The 21832-nt window shown below is 56.5% G+C and carries 18 protein-coding genes, 1 tRNA gene and 1 pseudogene; 12 read left to right on the top strand and 8 right to left on the bottom strand.

The genetic code is table 11. The features are described from left to right. Positions 1–23 precede the first annotated feature (23 nt). A complete protein-coding gene (locus AMR42_RS07380; protein WP_099532812.1) occupies positions 24–956 on the bottom strand; it encodes an energy-coupling factor ABC transporter permease in 933 nt (310 codons plus the stop codon). A 471-nt stretch (positions 957–1427) separates the two neighbouring features. Beyond that, positions 1428–2336: a fructosamine kinase family protein gene (locus AMR42_RS07370; RefSeq protein WP_099532810.1), complete on the bottom strand. Its 909-nt coding sequence runs from the start codon at positions 2334–2336 to the stop codon at positions 1428–1430. 146 nt (positions 2337–2482) lie between these two features. Here AMR42_RS07370 and AMR42_RS07365 point away from each other — a divergent pair, with 146 nt between their 5' ends. Continuing rightward, positions 2483–3685: a DNA double-strand break repair nuclease NurA gene (locus tag AMR42_RS07365; protein WP_099532809.1), complete on the top strand. Its 1203-nt coding sequence runs from the start codon at positions 2483–2485 to the stop codon at positions 3683–3685. A gap of 150 nt (positions 3686–3835) precedes the next feature. On the opposite strand, the gene AMR42_RS19790 is transcribed toward AMR42_RS07365, so the two are convergent. Then, positions 3836–4048: a hypothetical protein gene (locus AMR42_RS19790; RefSeq protein ID WP_143472974.1), complete on the bottom strand. Its 213-nt coding sequence runs from the start codon at positions 4046–4048 to the stop codon at positions 3836–3838. Between the two features lie 53 nt (positions 4049–4101). Here AMR42_RS19790 and AMR42_RS07355 point away from each other — a divergent pair, with 53 nt between their 5' ends. Continuing rightward, the gene (locus tag AMR42_RS07355) at positions 4102–5121 is read left to right on the top strand and encodes a DUF1565 domain-containing protein (protein WP_099532807.1); all 1020 of its coding nucleotides are present in this window, start codon (positions 4102–4104) and stop codon (positions 5119–5121) included. 203 nt (positions 5122–5324) lie between these two features. Here AMR42_RS07355 and AMR42_RS07350 read toward each other — a convergent pair whose 3' ends face one another. Further along, positions 5325–6434, bottom strand: a complete 1110-nt coding sequence (locus tag AMR42_RS07350) for a RuBisCO accumulation factor 1 (protein ID WP_099532806.1) — start codon at positions 6432–6434, stop codon at positions 5325–5327. Between the two features lie 335 nt (positions 6435–6769). Between AMR42_RS07350 and nuoH the strand changes: the two genes are divergently transcribed. Further along, entirely contained in the window at positions 6770–7888 is a 1119-nt protein-coding gene (nuoH, locus tag AMR42_RS07345) for an NADH-quinone oxidoreductase subunit NuoH (RefSeq protein ID WP_099532868.1), read from the top strand. Here nuoH and AMR42_RS07340 read toward each other — a convergent pair. Then, a complete protein-coding gene (locus AMR42_RS07340) occupies positions 7885–8073 on the bottom strand; it encodes a hypothetical protein (RefSeq protein ID WP_099532805.1) in 189 nt (62 codons plus the stop codon). The two genes, nuoH and AMR42_RS07340, sit on opposite strands and share 4 nt — an antisense overlap. A gap of 41 nt (positions 8074–8114) precedes the next feature. Between AMR42_RS07340 and ndhI the strand changes: the two genes are divergently transcribed. From ndhI to nuoK, 3 genes are all read left to right on the top strand, one after another. Beyond that, positions 8115–8714 carry an NAD(P)H-quinone oxidoreductase subunit I gene (ndhI, locus tag AMR42_RS07335; protein ID WP_099532804.1) on the top strand — a complete coding sequence of 200 codons (600 nt, stop codon included), beginning with the start codon at positions 8115–8117 and terminating at the stop codon, positions 8712–8714. A gap of 98 nt (positions 8715–8812) precedes the next feature. Continuing rightward, a complete protein-coding gene (locus AMR42_RS07330; RefSeq protein ID WP_099532803.1) occupies positions 8813–9412 on the top strand; it encodes an NADH-quinone oxidoreductase subunit J in 600 nt (199 codons plus the stop codon). 129 nt (positions 9413–9541) lie between these two features. Then, positions 9542–9847 (top strand): NADH-quinone oxidoreductase subunit NuoK, encoded by a 306-nt coding sequence (gene nuoK / locus AMR42_RS07325; RefSeq protein ID WP_099532802.1) that lies wholly within the window; start codon positions 9542–9544, stop codon positions 9845–9847. A gap of 139 nt (positions 9848–9986) precedes the next feature. On the opposite strand, the gene AMR42_RS07320 is transcribed toward nuoK, so the two are convergent. After that, positions 9987–11081, bottom strand: coding sequence for an RluA family pseudouridine synthase (locus tag AMR42_RS07320; protein WP_234406763.1), 1095 nt, complete (start codon positions 11079–11081; stop codon positions 9987–9989). Between the two features lie 236 nt (positions 11082–11317). Here AMR42_RS07320 and AMR42_RS21490 point away from each other — a divergent pair, with 236 nt between their 5' ends. The 4 genes and pseudogenes from AMR42_RS21490 to AMR42_RS21580 all read left to right on the top strand — a co-directional run. Continuing rightward, entirely contained in the window at positions 11318–12007 is a 690-nt protein-coding gene (locus AMR42_RS21490; RefSeq protein ID WP_304441459.1) for a phosphate-starvation-inducible PsiE family protein, read from the top strand. A 162-nt stretch (positions 12008–12169) separates the two neighbouring features. Further along, positions 12170–13693 (top strand): signal recognition particle protein, encoded by a 1524-nt coding sequence (ffh, locus tag AMR42_RS07305; protein ID WP_099532867.1) that lies wholly within the window; start codon positions 12170–12172, stop codon positions 13691–13693. A gap of 195 nt (positions 13694–13888) precedes the next feature. Continuing rightward, positions 13889–14365, top strand: coding sequence for a tellurite resistance TerB family protein (locus AMR42_RS07300; protein ID WP_099532798.1), 477 nt, complete (start codon positions 13889–13891; stop codon positions 14363–14365). A 435-nt stretch (positions 14366–14800) separates the two neighbouring features. Next, positions 14801–14902, top strand: a pseudogene (locus tag AMR42_RS21580) (transposase); the annotation flags it as partial. 173 nt (positions 14903–15075) lie between these two features. On the opposite strand, the gene AMR42_RS07290 reads toward AMR42_RS21580, so the two are convergent. Further along, entirely contained in the window at positions 15076–18396 is a 3321-nt protein-coding gene (locus AMR42_RS07290) for a DEAD/DEAH box helicase (RefSeq protein WP_099532797.1), read from the bottom strand. 345 nt (positions 18397–18741) lie between these two features. Between AMR42_RS07290 and AMR42_RS07285 the strand changes: the two genes are divergently transcribed. Then, a tRNA-Thr gene (locus AMR42_RS07285) sits at positions 18742–18813 on the top strand. 336 nt (positions 18814–19149) lie between these two features. Here the strand turns inward: AMR42_RS07285 and AMR42_RS07280 are convergent. Beyond that, positions 19150–19515, bottom strand: a complete 366-nt coding sequence (locus AMR42_RS07280; protein WP_099532796.1) for a VOC family protein — start codon at positions 19513–19515, stop codon at positions 19150–19152. A gap of 1045 nt (positions 19516–20560) precedes the next feature. Here AMR42_RS07280 and AMR42_RS07275 point away from each other — a divergent pair. After that, positions 20561–21733: a response regulator gene (locus AMR42_RS07275; protein WP_099532795.1), complete on the top strand. Its 1173-nt coding sequence runs from the start codon at positions 20561–20563 to the stop codon at positions 21731–21733. Positions 21734–21832: the final 99 nt, after the last annotated feature.

Below are 21832 nucleotides of genomic sequence, written 5' to 3'. Positions count from 1 at the left end.
ATTGGCATTCAGGCTGATTTCAATCACGACTCTTCAGCTCGCTTGGGTTGCACCAACTTGGCGATCCCGAAGGCTGCACCAAAGGAAACCACACTGCCCAACAACCCCGTAATGGTTGTGCCCAAGGGCCCTAAGCCTTCAATGCCATAGTCTGCAAAGGGCGTAGGCACGGTAATTCGCACCTCTTCCGCCAGCCGAATAAAGCCCAAATCTTCTGCCACCTTTTCCAAGCCGTCGGGCCAGGAAGATGCCAATAAAGACAGCACCCCCGCCACCAACAGCACGCCGATCACCGGCCCTTGCCACTGTTCCAAACGCGGCTTGGCTCCCGGCAGCAGGTCGGGGCGAGCCTTGGTCAAATAGCCAATGACACCAGCGGTGATGATCCCTTCGCCCAAGCCAATCAGGATATGGACTCCGGCCATGGCGGGCACGGCGAGCTGAAAGGCCGCCGTCCCGGATAACACCAGCTCGATCGCACAGGCGATCGCCGCCACCACCACACTCAACCCCGCTGCAATTCCGGCCGCGAGCGGTAACCGTCGCTGGGATCCCCCGAGTAGGCGCTGAATCACCTGGGTCAAAATCCAGCCCGTCCAGACCCCAAAGACGGCCATATTCAGAATGTTGGCTCCCAGGGCCGTGATGCCGCCATCGGCAAACAACACCGCCTGAATCAGCAGGACTGTGGCGATCGAGAGGGTTCCCGCCCAGGGGTTACCCATCAACACGGCTGCTAGCGTTCCCCCCAGCAGGTGGCCGCTTGTGCCGCCAGCGACGGGGAAGTTCACCATCTGAGCTGCAAAGACGAAGGCTGTGGTTAGCCCCAAAATTGGCCCCTGTTTGAGGCCATAGGTCGATCGGGTTCGCGCCAGGGACAGGGCGATCGCCCCGATCGTGGCCGCCGATGTGACCGTTGCCACGGGCACTGAAACAAAACCGTCAGGAATATGCATGAAACCAGCCAGCGTTAATCACACAACAGATTGCCATTCCAAAAAAACAAGTTCAGCCCCAAAAAACAATCCCTACCGAGGGGATATGAATCGCCCGATGAAGTGGTGGGGTTGCTGCCCTTGGAGTTCTCAAATACCCATCTTCCAAACTGGCTCAATTGGCTTTTCAGAGCGATGCAGAAATCGGTCAAAAACCACCTGCCAATTCAATTTTTCCTGACTAAACCGATTGATTCTCGCTATCGATTTCTCAGCGAAATTATCCTTCTGCTCGAAAAATGAAGCATTGGGAGGATGCTCAATTCAATGCATTGAGTCTTGATCAAGTCGTGATTGAGCCTTGATTGGGGTTACCTGGCGTGAAGTGATCTGGGTTTAGATTTGTTCGCAATGCCGCTTGAGAATTGCCACTGATCCAGCATGATAGATTGCATCCCTATCATGGCCCAGATTTTTCAAACCCCTCAAGAATTAACAATCTTTTAAAAGCCGATGAATCATCCCATTGGCTTGGCTACCATAGCCACCGCCAAATAGATTAAAGTGATTCAAGATATGGTAAAGATTGTAAAGATCTTTGCGGATTTCATAACCTGATTCCAGGGAATTCACTTCACCATAACCTTGATAAAAGCTGTTGGGAAAGCCGCCAAATAATTCAGTCATGGCCAAATCTGCCTCCCGATCGCCCCAATAGGTTGCCGGATCAAAGATCACGGGTGTGCCATCCACCATCACCGCCGCATTACCCGACCACAAATCCCCATGGAGCAGGGCGGGTTGGGGGCGATGTCCCTTCAGCAAGCTGGGAATGGCGGCCAACAGGCGATCGGCCTCGGGGAAATGGCCGCCACGCCGCTGGGCCAACTGCAACTGAAACCCAATGCGCCGCTCTGTCCAAAAGGTGACCCAATCATCGGCCCAATCGTTGGGTTGGGGGGTGGAGCCGATCGTGTTGCCTCGCCACCACCCAAAAGCCCGCTGCCCGGAGGCCGGCTGCCAACGGTGCAACTGCGCTAAATTTCGCCCCAATTGGGCCCAGGCTTCATGGTTGCCACGGCCCAACTCCAGCCACTCCAAAACCAAATAGGCGCGATCGCCCGCTTGGCCATAGCAGAGGGGTTGGGGCACTTTTATGGCTTGGGTGGTGGCTAGGTCTCGGAGGGCTGCGGCCTCGGCCGTGAACATTTCCAGACCGCTGGCCTGATTCAGCTTGACAAAGTAAACGGGAGTGTTGGCAGCGTCGCCAAAACTCAAGCGATAGGTTTGGTTAATGCAACCGCCACCGACCGATCGGGCCGTGGGCGACTCCGCTGAACCACCGCCCTGTTCCCGAATGGCTCGGGCGATCGTTGACCATAGTGCTGACAGGTTTCCCATCACAATGACCTAATTGAATGACTCAATCTTTAATGACCCCATTTGTAGTGCGTCGCTTGATTTGTAATTTGCAATTCTTGCGGGATTCAACCATTGTTTAAATAGCATTCAAATCAATAGCATTCAAACGGAATTGAGAGCGGGCTGTGCTGGATCTGGTAAAGCTTTCAAAACAAATGCAGGGCATGGGCCAACAGCTCACCCAGGAGTCGCGGGCGGCACGCCAACGGTTGACGATCGCCCAAGAATTGCTGGCTCAAGTGCAACCGGAACAGGACTATTGGGTGGGACAGCTTCACCAATGGCGCGATCGCCTGGAGTTTGTGGCGGCCGAGCCGATCGAACCCTTGGACAAGCGCGAACCCATTGGCTCCGCCCCGATCGCCCACAGCTTGATCGCCACCGATGGTTCCCAAATTGCCCCCAGCCACCACGAAATCGCCTACTGCTATTTGATCAACACCGGGCGCGTGGCCCTGCACTACGGCCAAAAGCGCTATCCGATGCTGGATAGTTTGCCGGAAATTTTTTACAAACCCGAAGACCTCTACATTTCCCGCCAGTGGGGAATCAGCACCGAAGATTGGATGGGCCATCGGCGCACCGTGGCCGAGGCGGAAGCCCTGGCGGATTTGGGCACAGACTTAGCCCACAGCATCACCACTGGCAACAGCAAGGACGCACCGCCCACGCTGGCCATGGTGGATGGCTCGCTGATCTATTGGTTTCTTGATCGAATGCCGAGCACAGCGGTCGATCGGATTTTGCCGCCGATCTTGGCCGCCTGGGAACGGTTGCGGTTATCGGGCATTCCCCTGGTCAGCTATCTAAGCGCTCCCCGCAGTGGCGAGGCGGCTAACTTTTTTCGGCTCAAAACCTGCAACCAAATCACGCCCGATTGCAAAACCCACTGTCCTGGGCGAGCTGATGAGGCCCCTTGTAACCGGCTCAAGCCGCTGCGGGATGCGGCCCTCTGGTCGGTGTTGCTGGAGTCGGGGGAGCGGGGGCCCCTGTGGCGATCGAACGCTCGTGTACTGGAGGACTATGGCCGCCACCGAATCTATTTCTGTTACCTGCATGTGGGAACTGAGGTGGCGCGGGTCGAAATGCCGGAGTGGGTGGCGACCGATCGCGCCTTGTTGAACCAGTCCTTGAGTCTGATTCTCAGTCAAGTGCAAAAGGGCTATGGTTACCCGATCGCCCTGGCCGAGGCCCACAACCAGGCGGTGGTGCGTGGGAGCGATCGCAGCCGGTTTTTCTCGTTGCTGGAGCGGGAAATGGTGAAGGCCGGCCTCAGCAACATTGGCACTTCCTACAAAGAAGCCCGCAAACGCAACAGCATTGCCTGAGGAATCCAAGAACGATCCAAGAATGATCCAAGGCTGTTGCCCTTGGCCATCGATCAATTAATCTCTCTGGCTTTCTGGATTTGGCGATCTCTGGATTTAGCGATCTCTGGATTTGTCGATCTCTGGATTTGGCGATTTGTTGATTAACCCTCATCCTTCCGGATGGCCAGGGAAAATCCGGAACCGCTTGGGGCATTTTTTGAAGGGGCCGGGCGATCGGGCGGGGACGGGATTGCCCAACCACGCTGGCACGGGGATCGATCGCCGCGCCAATTGGGCGAGTGGAATAGGGGAACTGTGGCGATCGCACCACTGGCCAAGGGCTTCCGGAATTTGGCAATTGCTCAGGGAATCTGAACCCAAGAGACGAGATTCAAATCCAATCGCTCCTTTCACACCCCCATCAGAGACGACCTATGGCTATGCTGCGCCCCCAAGGTATCTACCAATCCCGTTCGGCTCAAACCATTCTGGCTCTGCTGTTGGCTCTGCCGATGGTGCAAGGTGTTGCAACTCCGCTGATGGCCGCTGAAGCGGTGCGAGCCGCCGGCCCCGAGCCGATCGCCAGCACCCTGCCCAGCAATGCCCGCATCTTGCATGTGAACCCTGCCATGGGCGCGGACACGGCCCCCAGCGGTAGCCAGCGGGCCCCCTTCCGCACCATCGCCTACGCCCTCAGCCAAGCTCAGCCGGGGGATGTGGTGCAGTTGGCCCCGGGAACCTATAGCGCCGCCACGGGTGAAACATTTCCGCTGATGGTTCCGGAAGGAGTGACTCTGCGGGGTGACGAAGCCGCCGAGGGCAAAAACACGGTCATTCAAGGGGGCGGTAGCTTCATTAGCCCCAGCTTTGCTCGCCAGAACGCGGCAGTGCGGGTGCAACGCAACACCGTGCTGAGTGGCATCACCGTCACCAATGGCAACACGCGCGGCACGGGCGTTTGGGTGGAGTCTGCCAACCCAGTGATTCGCCGCAGTGTGTTTAAGGGCAATCACCGCGATGGCATTTTTGTGACCGGGAACGCTGCGCCGACGATTCAAAACTGCCTGTTCCATGAGAACAAGGGGAATGGCATTGCGCTGACGCGGGCGGCCGGTGGGGAAATTCGTGATAGCTGGTTTCAAGCAACGGGCTTTGGCCTGGCGATCGGGGGAACGGCCAATCCGTTGGTGGTGAACAACACGATCGTTAATAACCAGGATGGCGTGGTGATTTCTGACCAAGCGCGGCCGGTGTTGCGCAATAACTCGATCGAGAACAACGGGCGGGACGGCATTGTGGCGATTTTGCGCGCTCGCCCCGATCTGGGAACCAGCGCGGCTCCGGGCAACAACCGGATTATGGGGAATGGTCGCTTTGCGGTGAATAACGCCACGGGGAACGCCTTCAGCTCGATCGGCAACCAAATGGGCCGGAGTCGTGTCTTTGGCCTCTAGGCGATCGCGGCAAGACCGTTAATGCACTGAATATCAGCGTTCTGTGCTCAGGGGGTCTGCACTTAGCATTCGCTTTCGTTGCTTCCTTACACCGAACTGAGTCCGTAGCATGGCTGTTGAGGCTGGCTACGGACTTTTTGCGTGAACTTTTATGGCGTGTCTTTGTGAAACAACTGAAAAAAATGAGTCGTTGCTAAAAACCGCTACTCATCCACTTGCCAGAGTTCTTTGGCGTAGTCCTGATCGAGACCCTTCTTGGGCCGCAAGACGAGAATCAGCTTACCCAGGAGCGATCGCTCGGGTTCCGCGTCAAACCATTCAAAGGCTAAGTTCTCGTCACCATCGGCCACCGCAAAAAAGGCATCATCCCGCCAGGTGCGATCGGCTCGATCGATCACCAGCATCACGGGTTCCGGGCGATCGTCCGGTAGGGCGGCCGGCAACTGTTCCGGCAAGGCCAACAGGGCGATCGGGTCTTCGGCATTGCGCAACACCTGCCAATTGGGCAGCGCCACCCAAGCCCCCTCACCTGAAAACCGCACCATGCCGAAGGGCCCTTCCGACTCAATCAGGGGCACGGCTCGCAAGGCTGCCACGGGCATTGGCAACTGGCCCGCCACCGCCAGCAGGCGCGGCTCTTCTTCGTCGGAATCAATCCGATAAACCGGCATTCGGGGGGCACTCTTGGGAGCCACCACCGTGAAGTCCATCAACAGCTTTTCCAGTTGGGCCCGAGCTTCCGGCGTTTGGGCAAACCGCAACCCCTTGGCAATCAGGCGCGATCGACTTTGCAGATCCGTTTGCTGCCGGGCCGATCGCCAACATTGCCAGGCCAGCGCATCCCCCGGCAATTCCGCAAATCCTTCCGGCTGCTGTTTCAGGTAGGTCAATTCCTTCAGGGCTTTCACCACCTCGCGGGCCTCATCAAAATCCAACCCCCGCTCCACTACCAGGGCCGCCGTCGAAAGGCGATCGTCTTCGGACAAAACCCGCATTTCATACAGAATGTCGCTGCCCTTGCGCCCAAAGTGCTCTTGCACCGGCTCCGGCGCATCCAGTTTCAGCAGGGTTTGGTAAACCTGGGATCCAACAATCACTTGGTTTTGTTGGATTGGCTCAAAGCCCGTGTCTTCAAAGATTTTTTGGGGCCCCAGGCCGCTTTGTTGCAGCTTTTGGCAGGCTTGGCCCCACTCGACCCAGGAACCTTCCTTGCGCCGCAGTTGCAACAACAGGCGATCAACCTCCTCTGGAGCCAGGCCTGCCTTGGCCGCTTGAAAGGGTTGGGAGGGGTTGCGATGAAACGAATCAGTCATTCTGGAAACCTACAAGACAAACCTGGCCCCCATGGGCCCGGTGGCGAGCGTCGGACGGCCATGGACAGGGCGATCGCGCTGATGCCCATGCTAGGCCAATCGGGCGTATCAGCAGAACCAATCAGCCCCAGCCGATCGAAGACGGGGCCCGTTCTCGTACAACGATATACTAGGCACGGAAAGCCCGCTGAACATCTATGCCTAGCCTCTATCACTAGCGTATTTCGGGTGATTTTGAGCAATTTCTCTTGGAAGTTTTGGCTCAATTTCCCCCACTGGCTTGCCGCGATCGCGCGGCCCGGCTTTCCTCCAGACCCGCTCATCGCGCTGAAGCTATGAACCAAGGAATCGACCTCCAAAGCAGCTTCGTGCAAGCGCTCGCCGACTTCGGACTGCCTGGCGATTTCGCCCGCGCCGTGTGGATTCCGCTGCCGCTGCTCCTGATGCTGATTACCGCCACCGTCGGCGTGCTTGTCGTCGTGTGGCTTGAACGGAAAATTTCCGCCGCTGCCCAACAGCGGATTGGTCCCGAATATGCGGGGCCCCTCGGCGTGTTGCAACCGGCCGCCGATGGTCTGAAATTGCTATTTAAAGAAGACATCGTGCCGGCCAAGGCGGATCCTTGGCTGTTCACGATCGGGCCGGCGCTGGTGGTGGTTCCCGTCTTTTTGTCTTACATCATTGTGCCCTTTGGCCAAAACGTGAACATCACCGACCTGGGGTTGGGGGTGTTCCTGTGGATTGCCCTCTCCAGCATTGCCCCGATCGGGCTGTTGATGTCGGGCTATTCGTCCAACAACAAGTACTCCCTGCTGGGGGGCTTGCGGGCCGCTGCCCAATCGATTAGCTACGAAATTCCCCTGGCCTTGGCCGTGTTGGCGATCGTGATGATGTCCAACTCCCTGAGCACCGTGGACATCGTGGATCAGCAATCGGGCTACGGCATCCTGGGTTGGAATGTCTGGCGGCAACCGCTGGGCTTCCTGATCTTCTGGATTGCGGCCTTGGCGGAATGCGAACGCTTGCCCTTCGACTTGCCAGAAGCAGAAGAAGAACTGGTGGCCGGCTACCAAACCGAATATGCCGGGATGCGATTTGCCCTGTTCTATTTGGGTTCTTACGTGAACCTCACCCTGTCGGCGCTGCTGGTGGCAGTGTTGTACCTGGGAGGGTGGGAATCGCCCGTCTCGATCGAATGGTTGGCCGGAACCCTCGGCTTGGATCTGAGCACGGCTTGGGTGCAAATCATCGCCGCCGCCCTCGGCATCGTGATGGTGCTGTTCAAGACCTATCTGCTGGTGTTCTTGGCGGTGTTGCTGCGCTGGACGGTTCCCCGGGTGCGGATTGACCAACTGTTGAATCTGGGTTGGAAGTTCCTGCTACCGGTCGCTCTGGCTAACTTGCTGCTGACGGCGGCCCTGAAACTCAGCTTCCCGGCCTTCTTCGGCGGCTAACCGGGCCCAAAACCCCAGCCCCGTCCGCTTTGCTTCGCCCCTTGCACCCGAACCGTTCCGAGATCCCCGAAGGGTTCGGATGGGGGCGATCGGGAAGCACCGCGCAACCGCAAAACGCGCAACAGCGAAATGATCCGGCGGGCCCGCCGCCCGCCCCAAGGTTGGACTGACTGAACGCGAACCAACGTTTGTTACCCGCAATCTTGTTAACAGAGAGGCAAACACCATGCTGAACTTCCTCAAGAAAGTCAGCGACTATGCTGGCGAGGCAGTCCAAGCGGCCAAATACATCGGCCAAGGCCTGTCGGTGACGTTCGACCACATGCAGCGCCGCCCCGTGACGGTGCAATATCCCTACGAAAAGCTCGTGCCTTCGGAGCGTTACCGGGGTCGAATTCACTACGAATTTGACAAGTGCATTGCCTGCGAAGTTTGCGTGCGGGTTTGCCCAATTAACCTGCCCGTGGTGGACTACGAATTTAATAAAGCCACCAAGAAGAAAGAACTGAAGAGCTACAGCATTGATTTCGGGGTTTGCATTTTCTGCGGTAATTGCGTGGAATATTGCCCCACCAATTGCCTGTCGATGACGGAAGAATACGAACTGGCGAGTTTCGATCGCCACGATTTGAACTTCGACAGCGTGGCCCTGGGTCGCTTGCCCTACAAGGTGACGAACGATCCGATGGTTACGCCGCTGCGGGAGTTTGCCTACTTGCCTTCTGGGGTGATTGATCCCCACGATTTGCCCGCCGGATCCCAACGGGCCGGCAGTCGCCCGGAAGAAATTCTGGCCACCCTGGAAAAGGACAAGCCCGAGTCGTAAGACCCATCCAGTAGGGGCGCAAGCGTTGCGCCCTCAGCCTCGGGATAGGTCCAGCGATCGCGATTGAGAAGTAGGGAAATTACGGAGCGGAAGTAACGGTGAATTTAGGCGAAAGCGTACAACTGGGGTCATTCGCAATTTTGGCCCTGATGATGCTGGGTTCGGCCCTGGGTGTGGTGCTGGCTGGCAACATCGTCTACTCGGCCTTTTTGCTGGGGTTAACCTTCATCAGCATGGCCGGTCTGTATTTGCTGCTGAATGCGGATTTCGTGGCGGCGGCACAAATTCTGGTCTATGTGGGTGCGGTGAACGTGCTGATCCTGTTTGGGGTGATGCTCGTGAACAAGCGCGAAGACTACGTACCGGCGGCCGGGGCCCTGCTGCGGCAGGTGGTGACGGCGCTGGTTTGTGCGGGGTTGTTTGCCCTGTTGGCGGCGGTGGTGCTGACCAGTCCTTGGCAGTTGGCCACGGATTTCCAAACGGTGGAATCCTCGATCGTCACCTTGGCCAAGCATTTCTTTAGCGATTATCTGTTGCCCTTTGAAGTGGCTTCGGTGTTGCTGCTGATGGCGATGATTGGGGCGATTGTCTTGGCGCGTCGCGATCTGCTGGTGGATGACCCCACCACGGGCCAACCGACTGAAACGGAATTGGCGTTGCCGGAGCGGCCGAAAGAATTGGCCGCCACCGATCGCTAGTTGCCCATCCCCATCAAGCAAGGGCTGCCAACAGATCGCTAATCGATCGCTAGTTGCCCACCCAAACTAGACAAGGGGCTTAAGCCCCTTGCCCTAGCACTTCAAGGCAGTTTTCAGCAGGAGCGAGCAATGCAACTGGAATATTTTTTGCTATTAGCGGCGGCGCTATTTTGCACCGGAATTTTTGGCTTGGTCACCAGCCGGAATGCAATTCGGGTGTTGATGTCGATCGAGCTGATGCTCAACGCCGTGAATTTGAACCTGATGGCCTTTTCTAACTATCTCGATCCCCAAGGGATCAAGGGTCAGGTGTTCGCGGTGTTTGTGATTACGATCGCGGCGGCCGAAGCGGCTGTGGGTTTGGCGATCGTCCTGTCGATTTACCGCAACCGCGACACGATCGACATGGAGCAATTCAACCTTTTGAAGTGGTAAATCCAGTTGGATTGATCACGATTGGTAAGTATTTGCCAGTATTTGCAAGGGCTTGCCAATACTGGCAAATTTGCAAAACAGCAGGGGCGCGATTGAGTCGTGTCCCTGTTGTTGTATGGAGCATGGCCTCAGCAGAACTCTAAAACACCGGCCCCGATCGACGACGCAGCACCTCCAGAAGCGTTTGGAAATGTTCCGGTAAGGGCGCTTCCGTATCGATCCATTCGTAGTTCAAGGGATGCTGAAACCGGAGCTTCCAAGCATGGAGCGCCTGCCCCGGTAAATTCACCCCAATGCTGCGGCCCGAGCCATAGACCGGATCCCCGACGATCGGGTGGCCCAGTTCGGCACTGTGGACACGGATTTGGTGGGTGCGACCCGTTTGCAGCTCAAAGCGAATTAGGGTGTAGTTGCCCAAGCGTTCTTCGATGAACCAATGGGTGATTGCCTTGCGGCCGCCCTTTTCAACGGGGACGATCGCCTGTTTTTTGCGATCGACCGGATGCCGCCCGATCGGCAGATCCACCACCCCCCGATCGTCCCGAGGCGCACCATAGACAATCCCCAAATAGGTGCGTTGGGCCACCTTGTAGCGCAACTGGGCTTGTAGGTGTTGATTGGCCAAGTCGGTTTTGGCAAACATAATTGCGCCCGTGGTGTCCCGATCGAGCCGATGCACCACCCCCGGCCGCTGCACGCCATTAATCGACGGCATTTCCATCCCCGGCAGGGTTTTGCAGTGGGCCAAGAGCGCATTCACCATCGTGCCGTCCGGATGCCCCGGAGCCGGATGCACCACCATGCCCGCCGGTTTGTTAATTACAATCACCTGCGAGTCTTCATACAAAATATCCAGCGGGATCGCCTGGGGTTCCAAGCTCAGGGGTCGATCGGGCGGAATGGTCACCACAATGCGATCGCCCGATTTCACCTCCCCATGCTTGTTGGTGCAGGGCGCATCATTCACCTGCACTTGGCCCGCTTCAATCAGCTTTTGAAAGCGCGATCGAGACAAATTGGGCCACTGAGCCGCCAGGAAGCGATCGAGCCGCTCCGAGCGATCGGCTGTGCAAGCATAGGTCGCCAAGTTGCTTTCGTCCGCCGCTTCCAGTTCCGTGAGATCCATTCCAGACTCTGCCGACGGGTCGAGCGATGGGTCTCGCGCTGGATTTCGCGCTGGATTTCGCGATAAATCCAGGGGACGATCCTTTTCGTCCGTCCAAGGTTCACTCACCGGACTCGGAACGGGGGATGATGATTCTGATGGGCAGCCCAATGGTTCAACTCCGCAGCGCGATCGCGCTTGGCATTCTACTGCAAACGGTTGATCAAACAGTTTGCAAATCTATTTTTGGGTGATTGCCAGGTCATGATTGCGCCTGACATTTAACTCAACTTCTGAGCCATTGCCAGACGATTACTGAGCCTGACGCTCAACTTAACTTTCAACCTGACTTTTTGAGATTTCCCATGCGCCGTTCTGCTAAATCTTTTTCTCTCAATCGATTGGTACGTTGGATGATTCGGGCCAGCTATCACGATCGGGAATTTTTGAAACTGGCCGATGGCATTGAAGGGATCATCTCTCGGGCCCTGTCCCTAGCCACGATCATGGTGATCATCGTGGCAACCGTGGATTTAATTCTGTTGCTTTCTGGGCAATTATTTCGATCGCCCCTGGGCTTTTTTAACTCATCCCTGCAAGAGATCTTTGGCTCACTGCTCAGTATCCTCATTGCCCTAGAAATTCTAGAAAACATCACCGCCTATTTGCGCAAGCATGTGGTGCAAGTGGAGTTGGTGGTGGCGACTTCTCTCACCGCCGTCGCCCGAAAAATCATCATTCTGGATCTATCCAAAATTGACGGTCTAGAGCTAATTGGACTGGGGTTGGCCATCGTGGCCCTTTCCGCCAGCTATTGGCTCATTCGACAGGCTAACCAGCAACCGCCATCCATCAATCCCTATCATTCCAGCGATCACGATCCTGATGAATTCTTAGATGAACCAACCGATCGCCTACCCATCACAAATCGCCCCGCGCCGGCCGCCATGGTGGTAGATCAGATGGTTGCGGATCCGGTAACTCCCGACTTGGGCCCCGATGCACGGCCCGATCGCCCCGCAGACCCCTCCAGTCCGCCGCCGCCCCAGGCCTAAGGAGGCGTTCGATCGGTCGTGCTGGCCGCGAGCGATCGCCCACCGCGCTATCATCAATACGCATTAAATCCCTCGCTGAAAAACTCCGCGCCGATCGGGGCAGGTCTTGCCCATTTCCCGACCCGGCGCGATCGACCCGACTCACCCGAACGCGCCCTGCCCATGTTTGACGCTCTTGCCGAACGCTTTGAATCCGCCTGGAAAAAACTTCGTGGCCAGGACAAAATTTCCAGTGCCAACATCCAAGACGCGCTCAAGGACGTGCGGCGGGCACTGCTAGAAGCCGACGTGAACTTGCAAGTGGTCAAGCAGTTCATTGCCGATGTGGAAACCCGGGCCCAAGGGGCCGAAGTGGTTTCTGGCGTGAACCCCGGCCAGCAGTTCATCAAGGTGGTTTACGACGAACTAGCCGCCTTGATGGGTGAAAGCAACGAACCCCTCACCCAAGCGGAAACGGCCCCCACGATCGTGCTGATGGCCGGCTTGCAAGGGGCTGGGAAAACCACCGCCACCGCCAAGCTGGCCCTGCACCTGCGCAAGGAAAAGCGATCGACCCTGATGGTGGCCGCCGACGTGTACCGGCCCGCCGCGATCGACCAGCTCAAAACCCTCGGCAAACAAATCGACATCCCCGTTTTCGATCTGGGAGCCGAGATCAGCCCCGTGGAAATTGCCCGCCAAGGGGTCGAAAAAGCCAAGGCCGAAGGCTTTGACACCGTGTTGATTGACACCGCCGGTCGCCTGCAAATCGACGAGGCGATGATGGGCGAGCTGGTGCAAATCAAAGACACCGTGCAACCCCACGAAATCCTGTTGGTGGTGGATGCCATGATCGGTCAGGAAGCCGCCAACCTGACCAAAGCCTTTAATGATGCGGTGGGGATCACAGGTGCGATCCTGACCAAAATGGATGGCGACGCGCGGGGTGGGGCCGCCCTCTCGATTCGGCAAATTTCTGGCCAGCCGATCAAATTCATCGGAACCGGCGAGAAGGTCGAAGCCCTGCAACCGTTCTATCCCGATCGGATGGCCTCCCGCATTTTGGGCATGGGCGACGTGCTGACCCTGGTGGAAAAAGCCCAGGAAGCCGTGGACTTGTCCGATGCGGTCAAGATGCAGGAAAAAATCCTCACGGCCCAATTCGACTTTGACGATTTCCTGAAGCAAACCCGCTTAATGAAGAGCATGGGATCGCTCGCGGGCATGGTGAAGCTGATCCCCGGTTTGGGCGGCAAAATCAAAGCCGAACACCTGGAGGAAGGGGAAGCTCGCCTCAAGGTGGCCGAATCAGCCATTAAATCCATGACCTTGGAAGAGCGCCGCAACCCAGATTTGTTGGCCAGCACCCCCAGCCGCCGCCGCCGGATTGCTCGCGGTTCCGGCCTCAAGGAAGAGGACGTGAGCAGCCTGGTCTCCGACTTCCAAAAGATGCGTACCCTAATGCAGCAATTGGGGTCGGGGCAAATGGGCTTCCCGGGCATGGGCGGCATGAACCCCTTTGGGGGCATGAATCCCTTTGGCGGTATGGGCGGTGGCATGGGCGGCATGGGTGGCGGTAACCCCATGGGTCTGGGTAATCCGATGGGGCAAATGCCTGCACCGGGTTTCCGAGGCTATAACAATCCCAATGCGGCCAAGAAAAAGAAAAAGCCCGGCAAGAAAAAGAAGGGGTTCTCGGATCTTTAGGCCTTGCCCGATCGACCTAGGGCGATCGCCCCCCATTGCAACTGACCAAACCCCAACGGTGCTTACCTTCGGGGATGATTCGCAATTTGCTTGACATCCCCAAGCAGAAAAATTAGCTTGGGGCTGTGGTTGCCGGCCAAAGCCGCTCGATTGCGCCTCAGTATTTCCAAACTTTTGAGAGACTAGGACGTTTTTATGCCTCGTCATCTGCCTGCGAAAGCGGATTCCGATCTGATTGATTTAACACCTGAAGAGGCAATCATTGCGATCGGGTTAATCACCATGATCGTTGATGAGTCCGTCGAAGACATCGAGGCCGAATTGCTGGCCGATGTTGCAGCGGAATTTGAACTGTTTGAAGACTATTCCGATGACGAACTCGTCGAGATAGTCGATAAAGTGGTTGCAGCCTCGGAAGCCTCCGATGTGCAGACCCTCCTGGGCAGTGCCTTAACAGTGGTCACCCAAAATGAAGATTTGGCAGAAATTGCCCTAATCACCGCCATTCTGATCGTGGCCGCCGATGGCGAAGTCCCCGAATCAGAAGAAGACTACTTGAATGAGTTGCAAACGGCGCTGGGCGTTTCTGACGAGCGTGCCAACGAAATCGTCGAGGCTCTCTTCAGCGATGAAGAAGACTTTGAGGAAGACGAGGAGGAAGAGGAAGCCTAGGGATTGGTTCCCCTCAGCTAGCCTTCCCACTCATCTCAACCCCTGCCTAGCAAAACTGGATGAACCGGGCCTGCTCTTCCCTCAGGGCAGGCTTTTTGCAATTTAGATGAAGGCAAAATTGATACCAGTTGCCTGAATTTCGGGAAATTCGCTGGGCTGAAGGGGTTACCCCGAGGGCGGTTCAGGGAATTTTAAAGAAAAGTTGAGGAACTTCCCCAGTGACCCCACTTCATGGAAAACTGGTTTTCAGATAAAAAGGGGTCACCCAAATAAAGGCCCTTGTTCATTCAACCTGTGGGGATTTTGCCCCGTTAGGTATCAGCTCAATGGGGTTAATCGGCAGTAACCGGTTTGCTAACATTTGCCGATGTATGCTAGTACTCGCATGTAGCCTATTCAGCCCGAAAACCAAGGGGAATTGGCTTCATTGGACTCCGGTCAATGAATCGGGATCTAAATAGTGCTCGTGGGACTTTCCTGCGGGCATTGGTTGATACGCCTTGGTTGAGAGACCATCTCGACTTATGTATTTGTTAGCGTTTGCTAGCAAAAAAGTATCGGTCTAGCTCGTACTGTTTAAAGACCCTTCACCAATAGACTTCGCTCTCGGGCAAGCAGGGAATTATTCATACAAATAAATCCCGCCCTAAGTTTGAACAGGAGCGCTGCCCGGATGGGTGGCGCTCTTGTTTTGACTGGGATTTTGGAATTTAACGATCCTCGATGATGGCCGCTCGATCGAGCAGCAGCAGATCCCGTAGGGCATCGGTGTCCAAATCTCCGAGCCAGGTTTCGCCGGTTCCCACAATCTGCTCCGCGAGGACTTTTTTGCTTTCGAGCAGGTCGTGAATTTTCTCTTCCAGCGTGCCGGTGCAGATGAATTTGTGAACCTGAACGTTGCGGGTTTGCCCAATCCGGAAGGCGCGATCGGTTGCTTGGTTTTCCACGGCGGGATTCCACCAGCGATCGAAGTGAAACACGTGGTTAGCCCGAGTCAGGTTCAAGCCCGTGCCGCCGGCCTTAAGAGACAGGATAAAGATGGGCGGTGATTGGGGATCGTTTTGGAAGCGTTCAACCATGGTGTCGCGCTGCTTTTGGGGAGTGCCACCATGCAGGAACAGCACGTCCCGTCCCAAATGCTGTTGCAGATAGGCTTGCATCCAATGGCCCCAACGGGCAAATTGGGTGAAAATCAAGGCCCGATCGCCCTCGGCCACCACTTCTTCGAGCATTTCGCCCAACCGCTGCAATTTGGGCGACTCGGTGGGAACCAGCTTCGGGGCCCGATCGCTCGGTTCCGGTTCCCCTTCGCCCCCCACCAGGGCGGGGTAGTTGCAGACCTGCTTCAGCTTCACCAACAGGGCCAAAATTTGCCCTCGTCGCTGGATCCCTTCGCTGGATTCGATCGCGGCTAGGGCTTCGTCCACCAAAGCTTGGTAGCGTTCCGCTTGGCTGGCGGAAAGGCCACAGAACAGGTTGAATTCTTGCTTTTCGGGCAGATCTTGAATGATGGTTTTGTCGGTTTTGAGGCGACGCAAAATAAAGGGCTGAACGAGCGATCGCAGGGTTTGCAGGGAAGCGCCATCCCCAAACCGCTCGATCGGGGTGGCAAACCGGCGCTGAAAAAAGGTCTGGGTTCCCAAATAGCCTGGATTCAGGAAGTCCATGATTGACCACAGTTCCGCCAGGCGATTTTCCACGGGAGTCCCGGTCAGGGCAATGCGGAAGGGTACGGGACGCGGTTCCTCGCTGCTGTCGTCGTCGGCAACGGCCGCCAAGCGCTTCACGGCTTGGGATTGCTTGGATTCCGCATTCTTAATGTTTTGGGCTTCGTCCAGCACAATGCCACACCAAGGCACGGCCTGGAGGGTCATTTCATCCCGAAACACCAGGGAATAGCTGATCAGCACCACGTCCAGGTCTTCGGCGGCCCGTGCCAGGGCCTTGCCCTTTAAGCGGCGATCGCCATGGTGCAGCAACACACGCAAATCGGGGGCAAATTTTGCCAATTCCCGTTGCCAGTTCCCCAAAACGGAGGTGGGACAAACCAACAGAACGGGCCCAACCAGGGCCGCGCGATCGCGCAAATGCAACAGAAAGGCGATCGTGCTGGGGGTTTTACCCAAGCCCATGTCGTCCGCCAAACAGGCCCCCAGACCCCAACGCTCCAAAAAGGACAACCAAGCTACGCCGCGCTCTTGGTAAGGGCGCAGTTGACCTTGGAATTTCGGGGGCGTGATCACAGGCTCGATGGCCGCGCGATCGCCCAAGGCGTTCATTAACTCCGCCACTGCGCCCGAGGATTCAAATTGCACCACGGGCAACTTATCGATCGTGGCGTTCTCGCCGGTCGTGATCCGCAGGGCCTCATCTAGCGTGAGGTTTAGGTTGCCCTGGCGCTTGGCCAAAAAGTCCCGGGCAGCGCGTACTTCATGCGGCCGTAGTTCCACCCACTCGCCCCCAATTTCCACTAGGGGCATGGTGTCGAGGTCTGTCTTCGCCAGCAGGGTTTCAAAGTCCTGGGCACTGAGGGCCCGATCGCCCAAGGACAGTTCCCAGCGAAAGTTCAGCAAATTGCGCAGACCCAAGTTGGGGCGATCGGTGGCGAGGGGGTCGCCGGCCAGCAACCGCACCCCCAGACGGTAACTGGTTTGATTCCGTAGGCTGGCGGGCAACAGGGCCCCCAAGCCGTTGTCTTGGAATCGTTGGGCATAGAGTCGCACGAATTGATAGGCTTCCACGGCCGACAGCTCGCAGCCGCTGGGCATCGGTAAATCCAAGGTGGCTTCCAGGGCAGGAAAAAGGCGCGCCGCCAACCCTAAACCCCGCAACAGGGTTTCCTGGGGCCGATTCACCACCCGATCGCCCGATCGCAGCCGCTCCACCGGGAATCGCCACACTTGCTGGGCTGGAATCCAAACCCCGGCTTGGTCGATCGACTGGAGGCCATATTCCAAATACCAGCGATCGGCCGAGGGTTGGGGCGGGTGCAACCGAAAAGCCGCACAGAACCCGGCAATGGTGGCCGGATCGATCGCCAGGGGAGTTAACCAGGTTTGCAAACTCCGCGCCAAGGGCACCAACTCCGTCAGGGCGCTTTGGCAAGTGCCATTGGCTTGGCCCAATGCGCTCAACCAATCGCGGGCCACGGGCGGCAACCCGATCGCGGTGGTCAGGCCGCCTCGGGCCGCTCCCCGTCCCCCCACGCGCCGCTCACCGGGCAAGGGTAGCGTGGCCGCCGTGGCCCGCAGTCGAGCATCGACCATTTCGCCCAAAAAGTCCGACAGCAGCGCCGCTGGCACAGCCGGTAGTTGCATCGAAATGGGCTGAAACGTGCTGATCCGCACGGGACCGCTAGAGCCTCGGAGCGATCGGGCATTGCTGGCCGTGGCCCGCTGCTCCACCGGTCGCTCCAGGGTTTGGAAAAATCGGCAACTACTGGGCATCTGTTGCGTGAAGTGTTCCAGGCGCGATCGATCCACCGCCCCTTCCAACAGCGGTTGCCAGCGCGATCGGGCAACTCCCTCCGCCGTCGGTGCAAGGGTGGGCACTGCCTTGGCCCGGGCCACCAAATCCAGCCCCCAGCGGGCCGCATGGCTCCAAAAGCGCAAATCGCCCGCGATCGGCGTTTCATCGGCCGCCAAGGGCAATCCCTGCAACAAATCAGGCACCAGCGCCGCCGGAACCCAAAGCCCTTCCACCCACCAAAGATTAATTTCCAGGCGATCGAACTGTTCTGGCTCCACCGTTGCTCCCGCCAGCAGGGGAGTCCCATTGCCGCGCAACGTGGGCAGCCCGATCGCCCGCCATTTGGCAGACCAATCCTTCAACCGCTCGATCGCCCCCGGCTTCAAGCAACCGCTTTCCACCAGCGTGGGCAACCAAGCTTTCAATTCCTTTGCCGAGAGCGATCGGGGGTGATCCGGCACCTGCCACTGGGTCGGCGGCTTCCCAACCGTCGGTTTCCAGGCCTCTGCCCACAGAAACAAAGCCTGCTCTCCCAGTTGCCAGCTACCATGTAAAACCGCCATGAGCGCCTCATCACCCCCGACTTAACAGAACAAAATCACCATCAGCCCATTGCCTAACCCTCCCCACTGAGCTGCAACAGGGAGTTCAAAACGTTAACGGAAAAGGCAGTGCTTAATTGTCGGATAAATTGGGGCCGATGCCGCATTTCGGGCGATCGGGAGTCTCATCGAGCGATCGGGCAATCGGGTTAACTCACCCCCACGACCCAACCCCTAGCACCGCGCGATCGCCCGGTTCACCAGAGCCGTTGCAACCAGCGCCCTGGGAAACCAGAAAAATTCTTCTTGCGATTTGTAGCCATTTGGGCCAATGCTGCTATACTCTTTAAGCGCCTTTTGGGGCAAGCCGGTGTAGCTCAGTGGTAGAGCACTCGATTCGTAATCGAGCGGTCAGGGGTTCAAATCCCCTCACCGGCTTTCAAATGTCAGTCAGCGTTAAGTTTAAAGGCTCCTTCAAGCAGTAGCTGAAATTTGCCGCTGTCCAAATTTTGGAGCTGTCAAGTTAGGGAGATCCTGCCCCGATCGCGCAGCTAGTAGCGTAGCTGCCTTAATTCGCTGGGTTAAATTATATGGCTGTTACCGCCACCAAATCGTTAGGCAGCAAGATGCTCAAGCCCCTTGTTACTACGACTGGCTCCGCAACTTTGACCCAATGTATTAAGCCTGTCACGCAACTAGAAACACGGGAGAGATGGGCAGATTCAGCACAACGCCCATCTCCCCCGCCGCCATCACGATCTCGCAACCCGCGAACTAGACTGCCGCTGGCACTGGCGCTGGCTCATAGAGATACTCAAACCAGTTGCCGTCCAAATCACGACCGTAAAATGAAGCCGTGCCGTCCCGGTGTTCATGCACCTGCGTCACATAGACTCCCTTCGCTTGCAATTCCTCGTAGGCCGTTTCCATCTCAGCACGTTGGTCAAAAATGAAGCCAAAGTGTGGCCCCGCTTGGTCATATTCCGGACTCAGCAGCGCCAACCCATCTTCACCCGCCTTCAGATAGGCCCAATCTCGATCTTGCCAGGCCACCTCCATTCCCAAGTCCTTATAGAATTCCACGGCCTTGGCAATGTCCTGAACACAGATCGCCACATGTCCTAAGCGTTTCAGTTGCATCGTTCTGTTACCCACAATTTTTCAGGGAAAAATTTTTCAGTGAAATCACGCAAATCATCATGCAAATCAGGCCGCCACTAACCCATAACAGCCCATGACATCAGCACCAGGTTAATTTGACGCGGTGTTAATTTAGGGACGTTATTGAGCGAATTTGGCAACTTTGGGGCTGAATGAATTGAAAAATCCAAACCGCCACAATCACGGTTTGAATGACAGCCGTTTAGCATTTTGCTCTAGGATGGGATGAGTCGTACCAACGCACCGATCGCTCATGAGATCATTCTCCAAAATACTCAGTGACCGCGAGGAATTTTCCTGGGCTGTGCTTTTTCCCCTGAAGCCAACCAGCCACCAGACAATTACCCTCAAGGGCTGAAAGTTTTGAGAGACAATCTCCAAGGTTGATCGGGAACGGGTAACGGATTCGGCGCAAGACATCAGGGAGTGCAAAGATTGATTAGTCATTGGTTACCCACAAGCCAGTTGCCCAATGGAGCATTGTTGTTGGGTTGATAAAAACCATGAGTAACGCAATCATTCAGCCTAAACAAGCCAGCATGATCCAGAACTGGCTGAAATGATCTGGCTGAGGTTGAGGACTGAAACTTGGGATTGGAACAGTGTTGTTGATGGCTTTCATGACTAACTTAGTCTTCTGCTTTGCCACTTACAGACTATTGTAGCGGCGATCACTGGAGATGTTGTCAACCATGATCGACAACTCATTATGAGTATGACCAAAATCAAGATCTGAGTCATAACGAAATTAATGGATGAGTTGTGTAAGATTGCCCAGCGCCGTGAGCCAGATTGTGCCAATTGGAAAAAGAGGATCAGCTAAGACGGGGCTAATTCGCGGAGCTAATTCAAGGCTGTTCAGACTTATCCCTAGGGCAGGCTAGAAAATTCTCGAATGTTGTGAAATGATCGTGATTTGATCATTTTCGTTTGATAACTTCAGTGTTTTTATAAGAGTACTCACTAAAAAGCTTGCCAGCGGGGTTTCCGTATTCACCAAGTTGGAGATTGATCCCTCAGGGCCATGCCAGAAAACTTCCTCAAGGCCATGCCAGAAAACTTCCATGACTCGCAATTGCGTTCATTTCTACTGCTGGCCTATCGACAACAGGCAACGGGTTACCTGAACGTGGAGCTGGATCACCATCGTTGGCAAATTTGGCTCTATCGTGGGCGGCTGGCCTGGTGTACGGGCAATCGCCATCGGTTGCGACGGTTGCAGCGGGCAATCAAGCTGCGCACGGAGTCGCAGGCGCGTGAGGGATGGAATGGGCTGGTGGCAGCCACGAAGCAGAATTTGAGTGATTCCCTTTGGGAGGTGCGCTGCCTGGAGCAGGCGCTGGTGGAGGAGTTGTTGGCGATCGAGCGGGCCCAAGCGATCGTGATGCAAGCGGCGATCGAGGTGTTTTTTGTGGTTGACCAACCCTCCGCGCGTTTTCAGTGGATTGCCCAGCCGATCGATCCCATTCACCCTAACCTGCCCCTTTCCTCTGCCTTGATGGGCGAAGCCCTCACCCGCGCCTACAATCTGCAGCGCCATTGGCAACGATTGCCCTTCAATCCGCTGTGGGCCGATCGGGGCTGGATCTATCTCCCGGGCAATGAAACCGCCGCCGACACCTCCACCACCATGACCTTGGCTCCCCTGTTGGATGGTAAGCGCACCTTCTGGGACATTGTGGCCAAGCTGGATCCTAACTATGCCAACTTGGGGGGCGTGCTCAAGGTGTTTCAGCTCCTTTGGCAACGCAAACAGTTAGCCGTGATTGAGTTACCGGACTTGGAAATGAGCCACCAAGCGCCGCAGGCTAGTTTTTCCCTAAAGGTTGCTTGTGTGGATGATGATCCCAAAATCTGCGAAAAGATCGAAAAAATAGTGATTGGCAATGGTCACCAGTTTTTAGGCTGTTTTGAACCCTTGGCGGCGCTGCCCAAGGTGATTGAAGCCAAGCCCGATGTGGTGTTTTTGGATGTGGTGATGCCGGTGATTAATGGGCACGAGCTTTGTGCTCAGTTGCGGCGCGTGCAACAGCTTAGCCACACGTCGATCGTGATGCTGACGAGTGCGGATGGGTTGTTCGATCGGGCAAGGGCCAAACTTTCGGGCGCAAGCAGCTTTGTCAGCAAGCCGGTCACTCCTGACAAGGTGCTCGCCGCCCTCAAGCGCCATCAACACAACCAAGTGGTGGCCCACTAGCGCTCGACATGGCCGTTGGTTAACCCTTGGCTTCTGCACAGAGTCAAGTTTCAGAATTGGGAAGCATTGGGAAACGACAAAAAAACGATCGCTCGGTCT

This window comes from Limnothrix sp. PR1529 (assembly GCF_002742025.1).
Taxonomy (GTDB): domain Bacteria; phylum Cyanobacteriota; class Cyanobacteriia; order CACIAM-69d; family CACIAM-69d; genus CACIAM-69d.
Note: the sequence above shows the minus strand (reverse complement) of the source record. Positions and strands in the feature narration are given on the sequence as shown.

Excerpts from the sequence above, each read along its gene's own strand:
- AMR42_RS07300 (WP_099532798.1), top strand. The coding sequence starts at position 13,889 with ATGCCTCGTCATCTGCCTGCGAAAGCGGATTCCGATCTGATTGATTTA.
- AMR42_RS07290 (WP_099532797.1), bottom strand. The coding sequence starts at position 18,396 with ATGGCGGTTTTACATGGTAGCTGGCAACTGGGAGAGCAGGCTTTGTTT.
- nuoH (WP_099532868.1), top strand. The coding sequence starts at position 6,770 with ATGAACCAAGGAATCGACCTCCAAAGCAGCTTCGTGCAAGCGCTCGCC.
- AMR42_RS07355 (WP_099532807.1), top strand. The coding sequence starts at position 4,102 with ATGGCTATGCTGCGCCCCCAAGGTATCTACCAATCCCGTTCGGCTCAA.
- ndhI (WP_099532804.1), top strand. The coding sequence starts at position 8,115 with ATGCTGAACTTCCTCAAGAAAGTCAGCGACTATGCTGGCGAGGCAGTC.
- AMR42_RS07350 (WP_099532806.1), bottom strand. The coding sequence starts at position 6,434 with ATGACTGATTCGTTTCATCGCAACCCCTCCCAACCCTTTCAAGCGGCC.
- AMR42_RS07380 (WP_099532812.1), bottom strand. The coding sequence starts at position 956 with ATGCATATTCCTGACGGTTTTGTTTCAGTGCCCGTGGCAACGGTCACA.
- AMR42_RS21490 (WP_304441459.1), top strand. The coding sequence starts at position 11,318 with ATGCGCCGTTCTGCTAAATCTTTTTCTCTCAATCGATTGGTACGTTGG.
- ffh (WP_099532867.1), top strand. The coding sequence starts at position 12,170 with ATGTTTGACGCTCTTGCCGAACGCTTTGAATCCGCCTGGAAAAAACTT.
- AMR42_RS07370 (WP_099532810.1), bottom strand. The coding sequence starts at position 2,336 with ATGGGAAACCTGTCAGCACTATGGTCAACGATCGCCCGAGCCATTCGG.
- nuoK (WP_099532802.1), top strand. The coding sequence starts at position 9,542 with ATGCAACTGGAATATTTTTTGCTATTAGCGGCGGCGCTATTTTGCACC.
- AMR42_RS07280 (WP_099532796.1), bottom strand. The coding sequence starts at position 19,515 with ATGCAACTGAAACGCTTAGGACATGTGGCGATCTGTGTTCAGGACATT.
- AMR42_RS07275 (WP_099532795.1), top strand. The coding sequence starts at position 20,561 with ATGCCAGAAAACTTCCTCAAGGCCATGCCAGAAAACTTCCATGACTCG.